The sequence below is a fragment of the Stenotrophomonas sp. 14P6.2.3 genome (assembly GCF_057799055.1).
Genome location: NZ_JBYOLA010000020.1, coordinates 1 through 19,814, shown reverse-complemented (window position 1 = coordinate 19,814; position 19,814 = coordinate 1). Strand labels below are relative to the sequence as shown.

17 protein-coding genes and 1 tRNA gene are annotated in these 19,814 nt (G+C 66.9%); 8 read left to right on the top strand and 10 right to left on the bottom strand.

Annotated elements, in window-relative coordinates:
• The first annotated feature begins 62 nt into the window (after positions 1-62).
• Complete coding sequence (locus tag AC27VL_RS15085; protein ID WP_488767184.1) at positions 63-3,326, top strand: autotransporter family protein; 3,264 nt, start codon at positions 63-65, stop codon at positions 3,324-3,326.
• 544 nt (positions 3,327-3,870) lie between these two features.
• Here the strand turns inward: AC27VL_RS15085 and ychF are convergent.
• The 8 genes from ychF to AC27VL_RS15045 form a co-directional block, all read right to left on the bottom strand.
• Positions 3,871-4,962, bottom strand: coding sequence for a redox-regulated ATPase YchF (gene ychF / locus AC27VL_RS15080; protein WP_089238969.1), 1,092 nt, complete (start codon positions 4,960-4,962; stop codon positions 3,871-3,873).
• Between the two features lie 105 nt (positions 4,963-5,067).
• Positions 5,068-5,646 (bottom strand): aminoacyl-tRNA hydrolase, encoded by a 579-nt coding sequence (gene pth / locus AC27VL_RS15075; RefSeq protein WP_089238967.1) that lies wholly within the window; start codon positions 5,644-5,646, stop codon positions 5,068-5,070.
• Between the two features lie 50 nt (positions 5,647-5,696).
• On the bottom strand, positions 5,697-6,314 hold the full coding sequence (locus AC27VL_RS15070; protein ID WP_100551634.1) for a 50S ribosomal protein L25/general stress protein Ctc: 618 nt from the start codon (positions 6,312-6,314) through the stop codon (positions 5,697-5,699).
• Between the two features lie 107 nt (positions 6,315-6,421).
• Entirely contained in the window at positions 6,422-7,381 is a 960-nt protein-coding gene (locus tag AC27VL_RS15065; RefSeq protein WP_025879147.1) for a ribose-phosphate diphosphokinase, read from the bottom strand.
• A 138-nt stretch (positions 7,382-7,519) separates the two neighbouring features.
• Positions 7,520-7,596 (bottom strand) — tRNA-Gln (locus AC27VL_RS15060).
• Between the two features lie 11 nt (positions 7,597-7,607).
• Entirely contained in the window at positions 7,608-8,477 is an 870-nt protein-coding gene (ispE, locus tag AC27VL_RS15055; protein WP_488767181.1) for a 4-(cytidine 5'-diphospho)-2-C-methyl-D-erythritol kinase, read from the bottom strand.
• Entirely contained in the window at positions 8,474-9,133 is a 660-nt protein-coding gene (gene lolB / locus AC27VL_RS15050) for a lipoprotein insertase outer membrane protein LolB (protein WP_488767179.1), read from the bottom strand. Before lolB ends, ispE begins: the two co-directional genes overlap by 4 nt.
• Positions 9,130-10,815: a tetratricopeptide repeat protein gene (locus AC27VL_RS15045; protein WP_488767177.1), complete on the bottom strand. Its 1,686-nt coding sequence runs from the start codon at positions 10,813-10,815 to the stop codon at positions 9,130-9,132. The genes lolB and AC27VL_RS15045 overlap by 4 nt, the downstream gene beginning before the upstream one ends.
• Before the next feature lie 63 nt (positions 10,816-10,878).
• On the opposite strand from AC27VL_RS15045, the gene hemA reads away from it, so the two are divergent.
• The 4 genes from hemA to ppk2 are packed head-to-tail and all read left to right on the top strand — an operon-like array spanning position 10,879 to position 15,763.
• Complete coding sequence (hemA, locus tag AC27VL_RS15040) at positions 10,879-12,162, top strand: glutamyl-tRNA reductase (RefSeq protein WP_100463152.1); 1,284 nt, start codon at positions 10,879-10,881, stop codon at positions 12,160-12,162.
• Positions 12,140-13,222, top strand: coding sequence for a peptide chain release factor 1 (prfA, locus tag AC27VL_RS15035; RefSeq protein ID WP_205404580.1), 1,083 nt, complete (start codon positions 12,140-12,142; stop codon positions 13,220-13,222). Before hemA ends, prfA begins: the two co-directional genes overlap by 23 nt.
• 5 nt (positions 13,223-13,227) lie before the next feature.
• Positions 13,228-14,934 (top strand): O-linked N-acetylglucosamine transferase, SPINDLY family protein, encoded by a 1,707-nt coding sequence (locus tag AC27VL_RS15030; RefSeq protein WP_488767175.1) that lies wholly within the window; start codon positions 13,228-13,230, stop codon positions 14,932-14,934.
• A gap of 46 nt (positions 14,935-14,980) precedes the next feature.
• Positions 14,981-15,763, top strand: a complete 783-nt coding sequence (gene ppk2 / locus AC27VL_RS15025; RefSeq protein ID WP_488767173.1) for a polyphosphate kinase 2 — start codon at positions 14,981-14,983, stop codon at positions 15,761-15,763.
• A 557-nt stretch (positions 15,764-16,320) separates the two neighbouring features.
• Here the strand turns inward: ppk2 and AC27VL_RS15020 are convergent.
• Together AC27VL_RS15020 and AC27VL_RS15015 are read right to left on the bottom strand one after the other, a co-directional pair.
• The gene (locus tag AC27VL_RS15020) at positions 16,321-16,884 is read right to left on the bottom strand and encodes a TlpA family protein disulfide reductase (protein ID WP_205406454.1); all 564 of its coding nucleotides are present in this window, start codon (positions 16,882-16,884) and stop codon (positions 16,321-16,323) included.
• Positions 16,881-18,155, bottom strand: a complete 1,275-nt coding sequence (locus tag AC27VL_RS15015) for a YihY family inner membrane protein (protein ID WP_100463142.1) — start codon at positions 18,153-18,155, stop codon at positions 16,881-16,883. Before AC27VL_RS15015 ends, AC27VL_RS15020 begins: the two co-directional genes overlap by 4 nt.
• Before the next feature lie 77 nt (positions 18,156-18,232).
• Here AC27VL_RS15015 and wrbA point away from each other — a divergent pair, with 77 nt between their 5' ends.
• The 3 genes from wrbA to AC27VL_RS15000 all read left to right on the top strand — a co-directional run bounded on the left by wrbA (position 18,233) and on the right by AC27VL_RS15000 (position 19,723).
• A complete protein-coding gene (wrbA, locus tag AC27VL_RS15010; protein WP_093818977.1) occupies positions 18,233-18,826 on the top strand; it encodes an NAD(P)H:quinone oxidoreductase in 594 nt (197 codons plus the stop codon).
• The gene (locus AC27VL_RS15005; protein ID WP_099820220.1) at positions 18,823-19,158 is read left to right on the top strand and encodes a DUF2069 domain-containing protein; all 336 of its coding nucleotides are present in this window, start codon (positions 18,823-18,825) and stop codon (positions 19,156-19,158) included. Before wrbA ends, AC27VL_RS15005 begins: the two co-directional genes overlap by 4 nt.
• Positions 19,159-19,237: 79 nt before the next feature.
• Positions 19,238-19,723, top strand: coding sequence for an asparaginase domain-containing protein (locus AC27VL_RS15000; RefSeq protein ID WP_033830416.1), 486 nt, complete (start codon positions 19,238-19,240; stop codon positions 19,721-19,723).
• The last annotated feature ends 91 nt before the right edge of the window (positions 19,724-19,814 follow it).

Sequence of the window (19,814 nt, the reverse complement as noted above, 5' to 3'; positions counted from 1 at the left end):
ACGCGGCCCTGCCGCGCCAGATCGCGCAGCCGCGCTGCGCCCTGCCACAGGAATACACCAGCATGAACGCCTCTCCCCCACGGCGCCGCCGTGCGTCTGCCTGCGCGCGCGCTTCGCGCCTCCCCTTGATTCCCAGCCTGCTGGCCAGCGCGCTGTGGGCCGCCCTGCCCGTGCACGCGGCCGAACTGCAGGGGCCGCTGAAGGTTACCGATGGCGGCAGCCTGCAGTTGGGCGCCGACGACATGCTGTCGCACAGTGCCGGCGGCTACGCCCTGGAGGCCAATGGTGTCGGCAGCACCATTACCGTCAATGGCAGCTGGATCGCGAGCACCGGAGGCGGCAGCGGCATCCTTGCCAGCGCCGGTGGCAGCGTCCTGATCGAGGGCGGCATCCTGCAGGTCGGCGGCGACAGCACCCCCGTCGGCTATGCGCTGAACGCCAGCGGTGCGGGTAGCGTGATCCGGGCCAACAACCTGGTCATCAATGCTTACCGGAACGGTTCGGGCTACGGCACGGTCAATGCCACCGGTGGTGGCAAGCTCTGGTTGAATGGCGGCAGTGTGAGCAGCGCCGGACATGCTCTGTACTCCAATGGGCGTGGCAGCGAACTGCACGTGACCGGTACGGAGATCAACAACGGCGCCAACAGCGCGGTGTACGCCGAGGGCGGCGCACTGTTGGCGCTGGAGTCGCTGACGCTGACCTTCGCCGAAGCCACCAGTGGCTACAGCGGGCGCGTCTCCTCCAACGGCAGCGGCAGCGTGCTGTCGCTGCGCGACGTGGACGTGGTTAACGGCTACTTCGATATCGACAACGGTGGCACGCTGCAGATCGTGGGCGGCAGTGCCAGCAGCAGCGGCAGCAGCATCCGCCTGCTCGGCAACAGAATCAACCGCGTATACTCCACCGCCGATATCACCGGCGGCCGCTTCGAGACCGTCGGCGGCTATGGCGTCAACGTCAACAGCTGGGCCAAACTGACCGCCAACGGCGCCCACTTCACCGTGCGCGATGGCTCTTCCGGTATCTGGCTGTCCGGCGCGGACTCGCTGGCCGACCTCACCGATACCACGATCAGCACCTATGGTGACAACGGCTACGGCCACGGCGTGGACGTCTGGGGCGGTACCGCCACGATCACCGGCGGCAGCATCGATACCCACGGCGATGGTGTCTACGGCCTGCGCGCCTCGGGCAGCAATCCACCGACGCCCTATTCGCGCATCCGTGCCAAGGATCTGGACATCACCACCTACGGCAGCGGGGGCGGCGGCGTCTTCCTCGGCGGCAGCACCGCCGATATACAGCTGGACGGAGGCTCGATCACCACGCTGGGTGCATCCTCGTTCGGCATCGTGCAGATGAACACCGCCAAGCTCACGGCCGACAACCTGGGCATCCATGCACAAGGGACGAATTCGGGCGCCTATCGCTCCTACATCACGGTGTTCGGGCCGTACTGGGACCGTCTGGTATTCAACAGCAGCAGCCTGCAGACCCAGGACGGTCCCGCGCTGTGGCTGCAGGGCAGCAACCACGAGCTGACGCTCAACAACACCGATGTCGTCGCGCGCCAGCAGGGCAACCTCGACGGTGGCCGCCTGCTGCGGGTGAGCGATACCGTGTTCACCGATGGAAGCTCGGTCGCCACCGCAGACATTCTTTTCACTGCCGACAACAGCCGCCTGACCGGCGATGTCGTGGTCGACAGCGCCACCGCCAACGTGCAGATGACGCTGCGCAACGGCACCGTGTTCAACGGCGCACTGCGCAACGACTCGGGCTACCAGGTCGCGCAGCTGGCGATGGATGGCAGCAGCCAGTGGAACGTGCGTGGCACTTCCAGCGTCGGCTTCCTGGACCATGCCGGCACCATCGCCTTCGTCGCGCCCACCACTGACGATTTCAAGACCCTGACCGTCACCGGCGACTATGTCGGCAACGATGGCCATTGGCTGTTCAACCGCGCACTGGGCGACGATGCCTCGCTGGGTGACCAGCTGGTGATCCAGGGCAACAGCAGCGGCACGGCCTCTGTCAGCGTGCGCAACGCGGGAGGCGCTGGTGCCCTGACCAGCGAAGGCATCCGCCTGATCAGCGTGGGCGGCCAGTCCGATGCACAGTTCTCGCTGCAGGGACGCGCGGTGGCCGGCGCCTACGACTACTTCCTGTACAAGGGTGGCGTCGCCACGCCGGACGATGGCAACTGGTACCTGCGCTCGGAATACGTACCGCCGGTCGACCCGCCGGAACCGCCCGATCCGCCGGAGCCGCCGATTGATCCGCCGACTCCGCCGATCGATCCGCCTGCTCCGCCGATCGATCCACCGATCGATCCGCCGGTGGTCCCACCGGTCGACCCGCCGCTGCCGCCGGTGCCGCCGCGTGTGGAGCGCCCGGAGCCGGCGGTGTACATGGCCAACCAGAGCAGTGCGCTGGGCATGTTCCGGCACAGCCTGTACGACCGCAGTGGCGATCCTGCCGATGCAACCGACGGCGGCAGCGACGCGATTGCATGGGCACACGTGCGCAGCAGCCAGCCCGGCAGTCGCGGCCGCCAGGTGGATGTGGACAGCCAGCTCAACAGCGTGCTGCTGGGTGTCGGTCGCCGCTTCGAAGCCAATCCCGGTGGTCAGCTGCAGGCAGGTGTGATGGCCGGCCAGGGTCGGGCACGCAACGACAGCCGTTCGCAGGTGACCGGTTACACCGCGCACGGTGTGGTCAACGGCACCAGCCTGGGCCTGTATGCCACCTGGTTGCAGGACGCACGGATGGACAGCGGTGCGTATGTGGACAGCTGGCTGCAGTACGGACGGTTCCGCAACAGCGTGCAGGGCGAAGGGCTGCAGAAGGAGCACTATCGCTCGCACAGCTGGACCGGTTCGGCCGAGGCAGGCTATGTGCTGCCCGTGCAGCGTACAGCGCAGCGCGGTGTCTACCTGGAGCCACAGCTGCAGGTGATCCACAGCCGCTACGATGCCGACCGCGTGGTCGAAACCAATGGCACGATGGTCGAAGGTCGCGACAAGGACAGCACCACCACGCGTGTGGGCATGCGCCTGTACACGCGTTCGCTGACGCAGGGCCAGGGGCAGGTACAGCCGTTCGTCGCGGTGAACTGGTGGTCCGGTGGCAACGACGCCGCCATCGCCATGGACGGCGAACGCCTGCGCCGGCAGTTGCCGCGTGACATCTACGAAGCCAAGGCCGGCGTGCAGGTGAATCTGTCAGGCGGCTGGCGTGGCTGGGGCGAGATCAGCCGGCAGACCGGCGGCATGGGCTTCCGCGATACCAGCGGTCAGCTGGGTGTCTCCTACCGCTGGTAAGACGTACCGCTGGCGAGCCCATCGAGGGGTCCGACGATGCTTCGTCGGACCCCTCGTTGTTTTCCACACCGCGCGTGGAAATCGATGGGGGCTGGATGTGGACAAGTGGTCGTAAGCCACGCACGACAAGCGTTTTCGACGCTGGCGATTTTTTGTCCAGGCTGTCCAGGATGCAGGCTGGTGCGTGTTTTCCACACAGCAGGTGGAAAGCGATGCGAACTTGATGTGGACAACCCACCTTGAACGTTATGCCGCAAGCGTTTCAAGGAGTGGCTGTTTTTTGTCCAGGCGCCTCATTGGTTTTCCACACGCCACGTGGAAAGCCGTGGGGGTTTGGTGTGGACAAGTCGCCGCGAGCCATGCAGGCCAAGCGTTTCAACGCGTGGTGAATTTATGTCCACCGCCACCCGCAACACCGGGCTGGCGCTTCCGCAGCGCAGATGCGCAATGACACTGCCAGCGTGTGCGCCTTCCGACAGGCGCCCGATACAACAAGACCCCGCATTGCGGGGTCCTGTGGGCAATCACTGCGCTGCGTCGTCGATCAGACGTTGAAGCGGAAATGCAGGATGTCACCTTCCTGCACGCGGTATTCCTTGCCTTCCAGGCGCAGGCGACCGGCTTCCTTGGCGCCAGCTTCACCCTTGTACTTGATGAAGTCGTCATACGCGATGGTTTCGGCTCGGATGAAGCCCTTCTCGAAGTCGGTATGGATGACTGCGGCAGCCTGCGGCGCGGTGGCGCCCTTGCGCACGGTCCACGCGCGGACTTCCTTCACGCCTGCGGTGAAGTAGGTCTGCAGGCCGAGCAGGCTGTAGGCCGCGTTGATCACGCGGTTCAGGCCCGGCTCGCTCAGGCCGAGGTCGGCCAGGAACGTATCGCGGTCTTCGTCGTCCAGCTGCGACAGCTCCTCTTCGATCGCTGCCGACACCGGCACCACCTGTGCGCCTTCTTCGGCAGCACGGGCGCGCACGGCATCCAGGTGCGGGTTGTTCTCGAAACCGTCTTCCAGCACGTTGGCGATGTACATCACCGGCTTCAGGGTCAGCAGGAACAGATCGCGCACCAGCGCCTTCTCTTCCTCGTCCAGACCTGCCGAACGACCGGCCTTGCCGTCGGCCAGCGCGGCCTGCAGCTTGGCCAGCACCGGCTTGCGTGCCGCTGCGTCCTTGTCGCCGCCCTTGGCCGCACGCTCGGCGCGGTTCAGTGCCTTCTCGACGCTGTCCAGGTCGGCCAAAGCCAGTTCGGTATCGATGGTGTCGATGTCCGAGATCGGGTCGACCTTGTTGTTGACGTGAATGACGTCAGCGTTCTCGAAGCAGCGCACCACGTGGGTGATCGCATCCACTTCGCGGATGTGGGCGAGGAACTTGTTGCCCAGCCCTTCGCCGCTGGCGGCACCGGCCACCAGGCCGGCGATGTCGACGAACTCGACCGCAGTCGGGATGACCTTCTGCGGGTTGATGATCGCTGCCAGTTCGTTCAGGCGCGGATCCGGCACCGGCACGATGCCGACGTTCGGTTCGATGGTGCAGAACGGGAAGTTCGCCGCGGCGATGCCCGCCTTGGTCAGCGCGTTGAACAGGGTCGACTTGCCGACGTTGGGCAGGCCGACGATGCCGCATTTGATACCCATGGGTGACAGCTCTCTGGGGTGAAAGTGATTGGGGAAACAGCGGCGTGGGCGCTGCTTTTCCAATCATTCTCCGTACCGACCAACGGTCGGTACCTACCGGTACAATTATTTCGGGGTGTGCAGCCGCTTCATCGCTTCGCTGAAATCGCCCTGCACTGCCAACGGCAGCACGTCGATCGCATCGTCGATGGCGCGCGAAATCAGTACTTCATCGTCCTTGGAAGGGCGTCCCAGCACCCAGCCCACCACGCGGTCCTTGTGGCCGGGATGGCCGATGCCCACGCGCAGGCGATGGAACTTGCCATGGCCGAGCAACCGGATGGTGTCACGCAGGCCGTTCTGTCCGCCGTGGCCACCGTCGAACTTCAACCGCGCCACGCCGGGCGCCAGGTCCAGTTCGTCATGGGCCAGCAGGGTCTCCTCCGGCTCGATCTTCCAGAACCGCTGCGCGGCGGTGACCGACTTGCCGCTGAGGTTCATGAAGGTGGCGGGCTTGAGCAGCCACACCGTCTGCCCAGCGATGTCGACCTTGGCGGTCTCGCCAAACAACTTGCTGTCCACGTTCCATCGCGCACCGGCCTTTTCAGCCAGGGCCTCAACGAAATGAAACCCGGCATTGTGCCGGGTCCGGGCGTGCTCCGATCCGGGGTTGCCCAGACCGACGATCAGTCGCAATCCTGCCATCGTTCCATCCAGATACGGCGCCTGCCCCGAGGGACAGGCGCCGCGGGGTATTACTCGGCCGCTGCTTCTTCAGCGTCGGCAGCATCCTGCTTGCCGTGCTTGGCAGTGACGATCGCGTCGTCGTGGTCCTTGCCCAGCGCCAGCGCCGGGATTTCCACGCCCTTCGGCAGCTTGATGTCCGACAGGTACACAACGTCGCCAGCCTTCAGCTCGCCCAGGTCGACTTCGATCGACTCCGGCAGGTCCTTCGGCAGGCAGGTGATGGCCACTTCCTTCAGTTCGTGGGCGACCACGACGTCGGCAGCCTTGCCAGCCGGCGAGGTGTCTTCGTTGATGAAGTGCAGCGGAACCGAAGCGGTCAGCTTCTCGTTCTCGTTCACGCGCAGGAAGTCCAGGTGCATGATCAGCTGCTTGAACGGATGGCGCTGCATGTCACGCAGCAGCACCTTCTGCACCTGGCCGTCCAGGTTCAGGTCCAGGATCGAGGCATAGAACCACTCGTTCTGCTGGGCCAGCCAGATTTCGTTGTGGTCCAGGCTGATGGCGACCGGTTCGGCGTTGCCGCCGTACACGATCGCCGGGATCACACCAGCGGTACGCAGGCGGCGGCTCGCACCCTTACGCTGCAGTTCACGCTTGGTGACCTTGATTTCATGGGTCTTCGACATTTTCGACTACTCGGTTGTTGCCTTGCCTTGCGGCTTGGCGGTTGAAGGCACTTCCGCGACCAGAAGTGCCCAGTGTGTCCCTGCCGTTGCCGGCGGGGACGAAAAAATCAATCGACGTACAGCGAGCTGACCGACTCGCCGAAGGCGATGCGGCGCATCGTTTCGGCCAGCATTTCCGCCACGCTCAGCTGGCGGATCTTGCTGCACACCCGCGCGGCGTCCTTCAGCGGGATGGTGTCCGTCACCACCAGCTCATCGAGCTGGGAATTGGTGATGTTGTCCACCGCCGGGCCCGACAGCACCGCGTGGGTGCAGTAGGCGGCGACCTTGAGCGCACCGCGCGCCTTCAGGGCAGCGGCAGCGGCGCACAGGGTGCCGGCGGTATCGACGATGTCATCGACCATCACGCAGGTCTTGCCTTCGACGTCACCGATGATGTTCATCACGGTGGAGACGTTGGCGCGCGGACGGCGCTTGTCGATGATCGCCAGGTCGGCGTCATCCAGGCGCTTGGCCACTGCGCGGGCACGGACCACGCCGCCCACGTCCGGCGACACCACGATCAGGTTCTCGGTGCCGTAGGCGCGCCAGATGTCGGCCAGCAGCAGCGGAGAGGCATACACGTTGTCGACCGGAATATCGAAGAAACCCTGGATCTGGTCGGCGTGCAGGTCGACGGTCAGCACACGATCAGCGCCGGCGGTGCTGAACATCTTCGCCGCCAGCTTGGCGGTGATCGGCACGCGCGAGGAACGCATGCGGCGATCCTGGCGCGAGTAGCCGAAGTACGGCACCACCGCGGTCACGCTGGCCACCGATGCGCGCTTGAGCGCGTCGATCAGCACCAGCAGTTCCATCAGGTTTTCCGCGCTCGGCGCCGAGGTCGGCTGGATCACGAACACGTCCTGCTTGCGGACGTTCTCTTCGATTTCCACCTGCACTTCGCCATCGGAGAAGTGCGAGACCAGCGCCTTGCCCGGGCGGACTCCCAGTTCCTTGCAGATGTTCTGCGCCAGACGTTTGTTGGCGTTGCCGGAAAAGACCAGCAGGTTCGGGGACTCTTGCATCATGATTGTCTCGGGCGGGGACGAGTGGCGGGGATCCGGTAGCGGCAAGGACCACTGCGGCCCCTGCTGCTGACAACACCGCGGCTGTTCCCACGTCCCGCGCAGATGATGCGCTGGAAGGCGCGGACGCAGCCGCATTGGCAGGGGCGGGAGGATTCGAACCTCCGAATGCCAGGATCAAAACCTGGTGCCTTGGGCCTCTTGGCGACGCCCCTGCATTGATGAATCAGTGTTGCTCGAGTGCATCCAGCAGTGGCGAACGTGCAACGCCCGCAGCCACCCTTGCCCGCAACTCCTTCGACAACTTCGCTCGTCCCTGCTCGGCGGCAGCCTGCGAATCGAACTCGACGAAACAACCACTTCCCGAACCGGTCAGACGTGCCGTGCCGATGTCGCTCAACGCAGCAAGCACCACCTCGACGGCAGGCTCACGGCGGCGCAGCACCGGTTCGAACACGTTCCCGACCAGCGTGCCGGAAGCGAAGTCCTCTATTTTCGCCTGTGGACTGTCGCGCGTCAAATCCGGATCAGCGAACAGGAGGGGCGTCGGCACATGAACGCCCGGTTCGACCACCACATACCAGGCCTGCGGCAGGGTGATCGGCTGCAGCCGCTCGCCCACCCCTTCGGCCCAGGCGTTGTGGCCACGCACGAACACCGGTACGTCGGCGCCAAGGCGCAACCCCAGCGCAGCCAGCGCATTTTCGTCCAGCCCGGCGCCCCATAGCCGGTTCAGCACCACCAGTACGGTGGCCGCATCGGACGAACCGCCGCCGAAACCGCCGCCCGCAGGAACATGCTTTTCGACGATGATGTCGACACCTTGATCGACATTCGCCGCCTCTTTGAGCATCCGCGCTGCACGAACCGCCAGATCATCGGCCTCGGCGACGCCGGCCAGGCCCTCGCCCTGTCGTCGCACCTGGCCGTCTTCACGCAGGCGCAGGCCGATCCGGTCGCCCCAGTCGAGCAGGCGGAACACCGTCTGCAGCTCGTGGTAACCGTCGGCACGGCGGCCGGTGATGTGCAGGAACAGGTTCAGCTTGGCCGGGGCCGGCCACCAGGACCAGCCCGCGTCATCCACCCGCGCGTTCATGGCGCGCCCGGGCCCCATTGGTCGACCAGCAGGCGCACCTTGGCGTCGCCATTGACCGCTTCGACCCTGCGCGGCAGGGCCGGACGCCCGGCTTCGGCCGGGTACCAGTCCAGATATTGGATCACCCACCCCATCTGCTGCATACGCCGCGGACGGCCATCAGCATCACGGTCGATCTTTCCCGGCCCAGCGCTGTCGCCGGCAACCAGGCCGCGCACCCAGTCCGGCAGCTGATTGACCGGAATATCCCAGCCGGTCGCCTCCAGCAGCAGCGCCTGCGCGTCTTCACCCTCGCGCGGACCACCGGCCAGCCCTTCCAGGCGCCCGGCTTCATGGTGGGTATCACCGCTCAACTTCCAGCTCTGGCGGGTCACCGGCGCGCTCAGTTCGACGACATAGCGCTGGCCTTCCTGTTTCCAGTCGATGCGGCCGCTGCCACCGTCCTTGCCCTTGCTGACCGCCACCCGGCCCTGGAAAGTCCAGTCCGCTGCTGCGCGCACCGCCTCCACGCGAGCGGTCTCGGCCGCGGCCGCTTCGGCGGAAACGGTGCTGACCACGGCCGGCGCTGGCGCCTTCTGCCGGCCAACGGTGGTACAGGCACTCAGGGCCAGGGTCACGGCCACCAGCAGCAACGGCCGGATCGTGCAAACACTCATGGATTGAATTTCTCGCGGGCGCGCAGCAGCGCGCGGTTTTCAGGGTCGAGCCGGGCCGCTTCCTCGAAGAAGTGACGGGCTTCATCGTGCTTGCCCAGTACCCACAGCACCTCGCCCACGTGGGCGGCGATTTCCGGGTCCTTGGCCAGCGTCCAGGCGCGGCGCAGCTGTACCAGCGCGTCGGCGTTGCGTCCCAGCCGATACAGCACCCAGCCATAGCTGTCGACGATGGCCGCGTTGTCCGGCTCGGCCACGCGCGCGCGGTCGATCAGTTCGAGCGCTTCCTGGTAGCGGCCGGTACGGTCGGCCAGGGTGTAACCCAGTGCGTTCAGTGCCGGCACGTTCTCCGGCTCGGTCACCAGGATCTTGCGCAGATCGGCCTCGGCGCGGGCGATGTCATCGCGACGCTCCCAGGCCAGCGCACGGGCATACAACAGGCCGTTCTCGTCCGGATACGCCGCCAGGCCACGGGCCAGTGCATCGATCTCGCCGGGAAGGTCGTCGGCGCGCTGGCGCAGCTCGGCTTCCAGCAGATACGCATCGCGCCGCACATCGTCATCCACCCCGGCATCGGACTGGATCGCATGCACTTCATCCAGCGCCAGCGACTGCCGGCCCGCCAGACCCTGTGCATTGGCCGCGCGCAGGCGCGCTTCATTCAGTTCATCGCCGCCAGGCACGCTGTGGTACCAGTTGACCGCCTCCGGATAGCGCTTGAGGTACTCGGCGATCTTGCCCAGCAACAGGCGCTGGGCCGGGTCCGGCTTGGCCGCCTGCCGCGACAGTTCGTTGTACAGATTGGACAGCGCGGCCTTGTCGCCCTGCTTGGCCAGCAGCGAAGCGCGCATGCCCCACGTCTGCACATTCTGCGGACCGACCGCCAGCACGCGTTCGGCCGCTGCCGGCTGGCCGAGGCTGTCATAGGCGATGGCCACCGCATTGCGCAGTTCCGGATCCTGACGGGTCTTCGGTTCCACCCCACGCAGCAGCGACAGCGCCTGGTCGGTCTGCCCGGCCTGCTGCAGCTGGCTGGCGCGCAGCAAGGCAACGCGCGGCTCCTCGGGGAAGCGCTTGACCACCTCATCGATCATGCGCCGCGCCAGCTCGGGCTTCTCCATGCGCAACGCCAGGCGTCCAAACTCCTGCCAGGCCTCGATCTTCTGGGGAATGGCGTTGGCATCGACCAGCTCGCCCAGCACCTGCGCCGGCACGGCCGGATCGCGGCCGCCGCCGATCAGGGCACCCAGTGCAAACTTCCAGCCCTCGTCGCCCGGATCCTGCAACAAGGCCTGAAGCTCGCCGCGCGCAGTCTTCACATCGCCCTGGCGCATCGCCAGCGCACCGGCGGCGCTGCGCATCGCCAATGAGCGCGGCGCACGCTGCTGCCACAGGGCCAGGCCCTTGGCCGCAGCATCATCTTCGTTGGCCAGCATGGCGATGCGGGTCGCCCGCTCGGCCAGGCCGGCGTCGCCGTCGGTCTGCTGGGCGGCCTGCAGGTACCAGCGCGCGGCCTCGGCCAGCTTGCCCGCCTGCAGGGCGAACTCACCAGCCAGGACCGGCTCCAGCGCCAGTTCCTCAGTCACCGCGGGCCGTGCGGGCGCCTTGGCGGGCACCGCCGCCAGGGCCTGGGCACAGGCCAGAGACAGCAGCAGAACACTGGGGATGCGAATCAATGCGGGCATCGTCGGCATCGGGGCCTTAAAATGTCGTCCAATGGCCAGCAGCTTATCGCAAGCAACTGAACAATGACCCTGTGGGTGCTCGGACTGAATCACCAGACCGCACCGGTGGAACTGCGCGAACGCGCAGCCTTCGCCGGTGACGCGTTGCCGCGCGCGCTCGGTTCGCTGCGCGATACCCCGCAGATCGCCGAGGCGGTACTGCTGTCCACCTGCAACCGCACCGAGCTGTATGCCGTCGCCGAGTCCGCGCAGGCACTGGACCAGTGGCTGCACGCCCAGGCCGGCGACCTGCAGGGCTATCTGTACCAGCACGCCGATGCCGATGCCGTGCGCCACCTGTTCCGGGTGGCGACGGGGCTGGATTCGATGGTGCTGGGCGAGCCGCAGATCCTCGGCCAGGTGAAGGATGCCTGGTCGACCGCGCGCGACCACGGCCTGCTCGGCCAGCGCCTGGACCGGTTGTTCCAGCAGACGTTCTCGGTGGCCAAGCGCGCGCGTACCGATACCCAGGTCGGCGCCAACCCGGTCTCGGTGGCCTCGGCAGCGGTACGCCTGGCACAGAACGCATTTGCACGCCTGGATGATTCCACCGTGCTGCTGGTCGGCGCTGGCGAGACCATCGAACTGGCTGCGCGCCACCTCAGCGAAGGCAAGGTGCGGCGTCTGCTGATCGCCAACCGCACCCTCGCCCATGCGCAGGAACTGGCCAGCCGCCATGGCGGTGTGGCGCTGCCGCTTACCGAGCTGGAACGCCACCTGGCCGAGGCCGACGTGGTGTTCTCGGCCACCGCCGCCCGTGAGCCGGTGATCCACCGTGCCGCAGTGGCCAACGCCCTGCGTGCGCGCCGGCACAAACCGATGCTGCTGTTCGACCTGGCCGTGCCGCGCGACATCGAAGCCGACGTTGCCACGCTCAAGGATGCGTTCCTGTACACCGTGGACGATCTCGAGCGCGCGGTGGAAGACAACCGCCGCAGCCGCCGCGAGGCCGCCGCTGAGGCCGAGACGATCATCGACCTGCAGGTCTCGCGCTTCGTGGAAACGCTGCAGGCCAGTGCCCACCAGGCACCGCTGCGGCAGCTGCGCGCCTTCGGCGAGGCCACCCGTGCCGAACTGCTGGAACGCGCGCGCCAGCAGCTGGCCAACGGCAAGCCGGCCGACGAAGTGCTGGAACTGCTTGCCCACGGCTTGACCAACCGCCTGCTGCATCCGCCGACCGCCGCCCTGCGTGCGGCCGCGCTCAGCGGCGATGCCGACCTGACCCGCGCCGCCGAGCGCCTGTTCCCGGCGACGCCGGGTTACCGCCACCCACCTGTGAGAACCGATGACGCCGACCCTGCGCCGTAAGTTGGAAGCGCTGGCCGAGCGCCGCGAAGAACTGGAACGTCTGCTCGCCGAACCGGAGGTGGTCGCCAACAACGCGCGCTTCCGCGATCTTTCGCGCGAATTTTCCCAGCTCGAACCGATCGCCACCGCACTGGCCGATGAAGCACGCGCCAAGGCCGACCTGGCTGCGGCCGAAAGCATGCGTACGGACCCGGACCTGCGCGAGCTGGCCGACGAGGAAATCGCCGCCGCACAGGCCCGCCTGCAGGAACTGGAGCAGGAACTGGCGCTGCTGCTGGTGCCGCGCGACCCGCGCGATGAAGGCAACCTGTTCCTGGAAGTGCGCGCCGGTACCGGCGGCGACGAGGCGGCGATCTTCGCTGGCGACCTGTTCCGCATGTACGCCCGCTACGCCGAGCGACAGGGCTGGAAGGTCGAGATCGAATCGGACAATCCCGGCGAACATGGCGGCTACAAGGAAGTGGTGGCACGCGTGGTCGGCCGTGGCGCGTTCTCGCGCCTGAAATTCGAATCGGGCACGCACCGCGTGCAGCGCGTGCCGGCCACCGAATCGCAGGGCCGCATCCACACCTCGGCGGCCACCGTGGCGATCATCCCGGAAGCCGACGAAGTCGATGAGATCGTCATCAACCCGGCTGACCTGAGAGTCGACACCTACCGTTCTTCCGGCGCCGGCGGCCAGCACGTCAACAAGACCGAATCGGCGATCCGCATCACCCACGTGCCCAGCGGCGTGGTGGTCGAATGCCAGACCGAGCGCAGCCAGCACGCCAACCGGGACAAGGCGATGAAACGCCTGAAGGCACAGCTGCTCGATGCCGAGCGCCAGCGCCATGACGCGGCGCAGGCCGAATCTCGGCGCCTGCAGGTCGGCAGCGGCGACCGCAGCCAGCGCATCCGCACCTACAACTTCCCGCAGGGCCGCATCACCGACCACCGCGTGGAAGGGCTGACCCTGTACGACCTGCCCAACGTGTTGGCCGGCGACCTGGATCCGCTGCTGCAGCGACTGAGCCACGAGCACCAGGTCGATGCCCTGGCCCAGCTTTCGGCCGGCTGACCCGCATGTCGGCCTGGCAGCAGCGGCAGCAACTGCAGCAGGCGATCGCGCGCCAGCCCGGCGACTTCGTTGCCTGGGTGATGCTGGCCGACCTGGAACTGGAAGCCGGCGACATTGCGGCCGGCGAGCAGGCCGCGCGACGCGCGCTGCAGCTGCGGCCCAATCATCCTGAAGCACTTGCCCGGCTGGGCCGGGTAGCGTGGATGGCAGGGGCGCACGTCGATGCCGCCACGCTGCTGGGCCAGGCCTCCGCGCTGGCACCGGAGCACCCGGGCATCGCGTTGTGGCTGGGGCACGCGCTGGAAGATGCCAACGATGCGGAAGGTGCATCGGCAGCCTATCGCCGCGCGCATGCGCTGATGCCCGATGAGCCGTATATCGCCGCACAGCGCCTCGCCTGGCAGCGTCGCCTGTGCGATTGGCAGGACGTGGATGCGCTGGCCGCCCAGGTGCGCGGCGCGCTTGCATCGGGCCAGGGCGTGGTTGAGCCCTTCGCGTTCCTCAGCGAAGACGCCAGCGCGGCCGAACAGTTGGCCTGTGCGCGTGCGCGTGCGGCCGCCGTGGCGGGGTCGGTGCGGCCACTGCCCCCGGTGAAGCTGCGCGAACGAGGTCCACTGCGCGTGGGCTTCCTGTCGAACGGCTTCGGCGCTCATCCCACCGGATTGCTGACGGTGGCGCTGCTGGAACACATGGGCCAGGACCCGGCCCTGCAGCTGCATCTGTTCGCGCTCAACGCCGACGATGGCAGCCGCATCCGCCAACGCCTGCAGACCGCCACCCGGCTGCATGACGTGGCGGGATTGCGCCATGCCGATACCGCCGCGCGCATCCGCGCACAGGGCATCGACCTGCTGTTCGACCTGCGCGGCTGGGGCGGCGGCGGCACACCGGAAGTACTGGCCATGCGCCCTGCCCCGCTACAGCTCAACTGGCTGGCCTACCCCGGCACCTCCGGTGCACCATGGCTGGATGCCGTGATCGCTGACCACTTCACGCTGCCGCCCCCGCTGGAGGCGCACTACAGCGAACGTGTGCTGCGCCTGCCGCGCGCGTTCCAGCCCTCGGACAACACCCGCGTGCTGGAGCCGGCACCGGACCGCGCGGCGTGCGGGCTGCCTGCGCAGGGCACGGTATTCTGCTGCTTCAACAACAGTTACAAGCTCAACCCGCGCAGCATGGGCCGCGCGTTCGCGGTGCTGCAGGCCGTACCCGGCAGCGTGCTGTGGCTGTTGTCCGGCCCCGGCCAGGCCGATGCGCGGCTGCGTGCCGCTGCGCAGGCAGCAGGACTCGATCCGGCGCGTCTGGTGTTCATGGCCAAGCTGCCGCATCCGCAGTATCTGGCCCGCTATCAGTTGGCCGACCTGTTCCTGGATACGAACCCGTACAACGCGCACACCACCGCGTCGGATGCACTGTGGGCCGGCTGCCCGGTACTGACCTGCCCCGGCGCCACCTTCGCCGCGCGCGTGGCCGGCAGCCTTAATCATCAGCTGGGTCTGGAGCACATGAACGTCGCCGACGATGCGGCGTTCGTCGCCACCGCCAGTGCACTCGGCAACGACCCTGTCGCCTTGGCCGCAGTGCGCGCCGAACTGGCGCAGGCACGCGAGCGTAGTGGCCTGTTCGACATGGCAGCTTTCGCGCGCGATCTGTCCGCACTGCTGCAGCAGCTGGCCCGCGAACAGGGCTGGCAGGGCCTCGACACGCCCTGACATCGCCCTGCGCTACGCTCGGGCTTCCTTCCCGCGTGGTATGACGATGGCCAAGCTCAAGCGCAAGGAATACGACGAACTACTGCAGCCGCTGCAGCTGGAACTGGCTGCGATGGCGCGCTGGGTGCAGCACAGCGGGCAACGCCTGCTGGTGCTGTTCGAAGGACGCGATACCGCCGGCAAGGGTGGCGCGATCCAGACCATCAGCGAGCACCTCAACCCACGTCAATGCAGGGTGGTGGCGCTGCCCAAACCCACCGACCGCGAAGCCACGCAGTGGTATTTCCAGCGCTACGCCTCGCATCTTCCGGCCGCCGGCGAGATCGTGCTGATGGACCGCAGCTGGTACAACCGTGCCGGCGTTGAACGGGTGATGGGCTACTGCAGCGAGACCGAATACCAGCAGTTCCTGCGCCAGGCGCCGGTGTTCGAACAGCTGCTGGTGGATGACGGCATCCTGCTGTTCAAGTACTGGCTGTGCGTGGACCAGGAGCAGCAGGAAAAGCGCTTTGCCGAACGCCATGTCGATCCACTGAAAGGCTGGAAGCTGTCGCCGGTGGATCTGAAGTCACGCAGCAAGTACAGCGCATACACCGAAGCGCGCGAGGCGATGCTGCGCGCGACCCATCGCGACGGTGCGCCGTGGACGCTGGTGGATTTCAACGACCAGCGGCTGGGTCGCCTGACCCTGGCCCGCAACCTGCTGGACCGGCTGCCGGACACGCGGGTGGATGCGCCGCTGCCGGAGCTGCCGAAGCTGAAGGGCAAGCTGCATCGCGAGCACTACGATGTACTGAAGCCGATCGAGGAGTTCCCGGTCGAAGAATAGGGTTTGTTCGGCAGGGCTGCGCCCTGCACCTGCTACAGGCAACGGCAACAGCCGAAGCAACGGCCGAAGCGGCATTCCGGGGGATGGCGGGGCGGTGTCGGATTGCGGGGACGCCGCAAGTACGTCCTTGTAGGCTTGGCAGCCGCATCCATGCGGCTGACACCCCGCAATCCGACACCGCCCCACCTTCGACAGATTTCCGGTGGCTGATGGATTCACGCCATGCGTGAATGAATCTCCATCGAAATCGAATATTTCGACAATTCATCGAAAAGCATTCACGCATGGCGTGGATCTACGTGTCGACCAAGGTCGACACCCACCAAGAACAGGCCATGACATTCCGACAGATCGCGAGAATCTGTCGAAGGCGGGGTGGGTCCGGTTGCGGGGGCGTGAGCGCCATGGATGGCGCGACCGAGCTTACAGGGACGTACTTGCAGCGTCCCCCGCAACCGGACCCACCCCGCCTACCCTCAGGAAACCAGATTCTGCTGTTGCTTCGGCTGTTGCCGTTGATTCGGCAGGTGCAGGGCGCAGCCCTGCCGACCCACCTATTACTTGGCAGCCGCGATCTGCTTTTCGATGTCCGCGGCGGTGACCGGACCGAGGAAGCTGTGGGCCAGCTTGCCCTGCGGATCGATCAGGTGGGTCAGCGGCAGGCCGCGCGGGGTGGCGAAGTCAGCCGGCGGGTCGAACGGATCGACGATCACGATCGGGTAGGTCACCGGATGCTTGGTCAGGAACGACTGCATCTCCGGCGCCTCGATGTCCTCGTAGGCCAGGCCAACCACTTCGATGTTGCTGCGCATGGCATGCAACGCCGACAACTCGGGCATTTCCTTTCGGCAGGGTGCGCACCAGGTCGCCCAGAAATTCACCACCACCCACTTGCCGCGATGTGCGGCCAGGTCGTAATCGCTGCCATCGACCGCCTTCATCTTCAGCGTCGGGAACTCGGCAGTGACACGCTCGGCGGGCGTGTCCTCCACCGGCGCCGGCGCGGCCGGGGTCGGTGCCTGCGCGGGCGGCTGGCTGCTGGCCGGGGTCGGCTCCTGCGCGGGTTTGCAGGCGGCCAGGGCCAGCAGCGCAGCCAGCAGCAACGGGGTCTTGCAGGTCATGGGGCGTCTCCAGAATCAGGGTAGATGTCGCTGACGCGACGCTTGAGGCGTTCACGCAGCGGCAGGCGCAACTCATCCAGCGCGGCCAATGCGGCCCGGCCAAGGCTGTCATCGCGGTAAGGCAGGTGTTGTTCGGCCACCGGAATGCGCAGCTGCGTGCATTCGTACAGATCGCCCAGGCTGACCTGGTCCAGGTCACGGGCCAGCAGCCACTCCCCGCGCTCATCACGGCGCAGCAGGCCGATGCCCTCCAGGTTGCAGGCCAGGTCCTGCAGCAGCGAGTCGGTCAGCATCGGTTCCAGCCGCAGGATCTCGTCGTCGGCCAGACCCCTGCCTTTGGCGCGTGCGTGCTGGAAGCGCCCGAGCAGGCGCAGCAGGCCATAGAACTCGTAGCCCTGCGGCAGGCGAAGTTCCACCGGCTGGTAGCGGAAGGCCGCCATCGACGATGCCAGCGACGCGCCCAGCAGCACGGCCACCCAGCACAGGTAGATCCACAGCAGCAGGATCGGCACGAAGGCCACCGTGCCATACAGCTTCTGGTAGGACTGGAAGCTGCCCAGGTAAGCACCGATGCCCCACTTCACCAGCTCCAGGATCACCGCGGCGAGAATCGCACCCGGAACCGCGTGGCGCCACTTCACGGTGTGGTGTGGCACCACCCGGAACATCAGGGTGATGCAGACGAATTCGATCAGGATCGGCGCCAGCCGCAACGCGAGATCGGCCAGCCAGCGCCCCTCCTGCGTGCCGAACAGCGGCATCGCGAACACCCGCGCCGACACGGCCAGCGAGGCAGCGGCGAGCATCGCGCCGAGGGTCAGCACCGTCCAGTAGACCAGGAAGCGGGTCAATCGTGGCCGGCTGCTGCCGACGCGCCAGATCTGGTTGAAGGTCTCTTCAACACTGTTGAGGGTGATCAGCAGCGAGATGACCAGGGCGATGAAGCCGGCGGCCGTGAGCTGGCCCGCGCTGGCCGAGAACTGCCGCAGGTAGCCCTCGGCGGCGCGCGCGGCATTGGGCACGAAGTTGGAGAAGACGTAGTCGCTGAGCTGGTCGCTCCAGCGGTCGAACACCGGGAAGGCCGAGAGCACGCCGAACACCACGATCGCCAACGGCACCAGCGCGAACACCGTGGTGTAGGCCAGCGCGGCGGCCGCCTGGAACAGGCGGTCGTCGAGGAAGCGGCGCCACAGGAAGCGGCCGAAGCTGGCGGCGCGTGCGCGATCCCGCGCGCGCTCCATCCACAAATTGAGCGTATCCAAAGGTTCCATCGGCGAAAGGGTACCCGATGCGGAATCGGTGCAGGATAGCCATACTGGCGTCCACACGATGAGGAGAGCTGGGCGCAATGGGCGAAATCCTGGTGCTGTACTACAGCCGCGGCGGTTCGGTGGCACGGCTGGCGCGCCAGATCGCGCGGGGCATCGGCGAGGTTCCGGGCATGGCGGCGCGGCTGCGCACGGTGCCGCCGGTGGCTGCCGTCACCCAGACCGCGCAGCCTCCGGTGCCGGACGATGGCGCGCCGTATGTGAGCGTGCAGGACCTGGTGGAGTGCCAGGGACTGCTGCTGGGCAGCCCCACCCGTTTCGGCAACATGGCCGCGCCGGTCAAGCATTTCCTCGATGGGCTCGGCGCCGAATGGGTGAACGGCACGCTGGCGGGCAAGCCGGCCGGGGTGTTTACGTCCACCGCGTCGATGCATGGCGGCCAGGAGTCGACCCTGCTGTCGATGCAGGTGCCGCTGCTGCACCACGGCTGCCTGATCGTCGGCATTCCGTTCACCGAGCCGGCGCTGAGCCACACCACCAGTGGCGGCACGCCGTATGGCGCCAGCCACGTGGCCGGTGCCGCCGACGACCCGCAACCGACCGACGATGAGGCGGTTCTGGCACGGGCGCTGGGCCGGCGCGTGGCCGACATCGCGCAGCGGCTGGCACGATGAGCGCCGCGCCGCGCACCGTGCTGCTGCTGGCCTTGATGGGGTTGGCGGCGCTGTTTGCCGGCTGGTTCATCAACGACAGGCACTGGCTGGCCACCCAGCTGGTGTTCACCGCGCCACCGCTGGCCCTGGCCATCGCCCTGCGGCTGGGCTGGCGCAAGGCCGGATTCTGGGCGGCGGTGCTGGCACTGGGCTGGTTCAGCCACGGCGTGATGAGCGCCTGGAGCCATCCCGAGACCCGCTGGCTGGCGCTGATCGAAATCGTGCTGGCGCTGCTGGTGATCTTTTCGGCCAGCCTGCCCGGCCTGCGCGCCCGTTTCGGGCGGCGGCGCTGACGCTGCGCCCGGTGGGCCGTATCATCTGTGTTCCCGGCCCCGCGCCGCTGTACCTGCCTTGGTTTCGCGCATGCACATGATGGAAGAGCTCCTGGTCGTCACCACCGGTGGCACGATCGACAAGATCTATTTCGACGACAAGTCGGACTACCAGATCGGCGACCCGCAGATCGGCATGATCCTGCGCGAACTGGGGGTCACGTTCCGGTTCAACGTGATTCCGATCCTGCGCAAGGATTCGCTGCACATCAACGACGACGATCGTGAGCTGATCCGCGCGACGATCGCTGCGCAGCCCACCCGCCACGTGCTGGTGACCCACGGCACCGATTCGATGGTGCAGACCGGCAAGGTGCTGGCGACGATTCCGGACAAGACCATCGTGATGACCGGTGCGCTGAGCCCGGCGCGTTTCCGTGGTTCGGATGCGGAGTTCAACATCGGCTGTGCGATCGGTGCGGTGCAGTCGCTGCCGGCGGGGGTGTTCATCGCGATGAATGGCCGGATCTTCGATCCGCAGCATGTGCGCAAGAACGTGGCGGCGAACCGGTTCGAGTCGGTTTGAGGGATTAAGGCGCGCTGTCGCGCGTCGGCGTTTCGGTTGCTGTAGTGGTGAGAGGCTCAGGCTCCCATCGCAGGACACGCCGTAAACCTGT

Coding starts and splice junctions, on each gene's coding strand:
- AC27VL_RS15085 (WP_488767184.1), top strand. CDS start 63: ATGAACGCCTCTCCCCCACGGCGCCGCCGTGCGTCTGCCTGCGCGCGC.
- ychF (WP_089238969.1), bottom strand. CDS start 4,962: ATGGGTATCAAATGCGGCATCGTCGGCCTGCCCAACGTCGGCAAGTCG.
- pth (WP_089238967.1), bottom strand. CDS start 5,646: ATGGCAGGATTGCGACTGATCGTCGGTCTGGGCAACCCCGGATCGGAG.
- AC27VL_RS15070 (WP_100551634.1), bottom strand. CDS start 6,314: ATGTCGAAGACCCATGAAATCAAGGTCACCAAGCGTGAACTGCAGCGT.
- AC27VL_RS15065 (WP_025879147.1), bottom strand. CDS start 7,381: ATGCAAGAGTCCCCGAACCTGCTGGTCTTTTCCGGCAACGCCAACAAA.
- ispE (WP_488767181.1), bottom strand. CDS start 8,477: ATGAACGCGCGGGTGGATGACGCGGGCTGGTCCTGGTGGCCGGCCCCG.
- lolB (WP_488767179.1), bottom strand. CDS start 9,133: ATGAGTGTTTGCACGATCCGGCCGTTGCTGCTGGTGGCCGTGACCCTG.
- AC27VL_RS15045 (WP_488767177.1), bottom strand. CDS start 10,815: ATGCCCGCATTGATTCGCATCCCCAGTGTTCTGCTGCTGTCTCTGGCC.
- hemA (WP_100463152.1), top strand. CDS start 10,879: ATGACCCTGTGGGTGCTCGGACTGAATCACCAGACCGCACCGGTGGAA.
- prfA (WP_205404580.1), top strand. CDS start 12,140: ATGACGCCGACCCTGCGCCGTAAGTTGGAAGCGCTGGCCGAGCGCCGC.
- AC27VL_RS15030 (WP_488767175.1), top strand. CDS start 13,228: ATGTCGGCCTGGCAGCAGCGGCAGCAACTGCAGCAGGCGATCGCGCGC.
- ppk2 (WP_488767173.1), top strand. CDS start 14,981: ATGGCCAAGCTCAAGCGCAAGGAATACGACGAACTACTGCAGCCGCTG.
- AC27VL_RS15020 (WP_205406454.1), bottom strand. CDS start 16,884: ATGACCTGCAAGACCCCGTTGCTGCTGGCTGCGCTGCTGGCCCTGGCC.
- AC27VL_RS15015 (WP_100463142.1), bottom strand. CDS start 18,155: ATGGAACCTTTGGATACGCTCAATTTGTGGATGGAGCGCGCGCGGGAT.
- wrbA (WP_093818977.1), top strand. CDS start 18,233: ATGGGCGAAATCCTGGTGCTGTACTACAGCCGCGGCGGTTCGGTGGCA.
- AC27VL_RS15005 (WP_099820220.1), top strand. CDS start 18,823: ATGAGCGCCGCGCCGCGCACCGTGCTGCTGCTGGCCTTGATGGGGTTG.
- AC27VL_RS15000 (WP_033830416.1), top strand. CDS start 19,238: ATGGAAGAGCTCCTGGTCGTCACCACCGGTGGCACGATCGACAAGATC.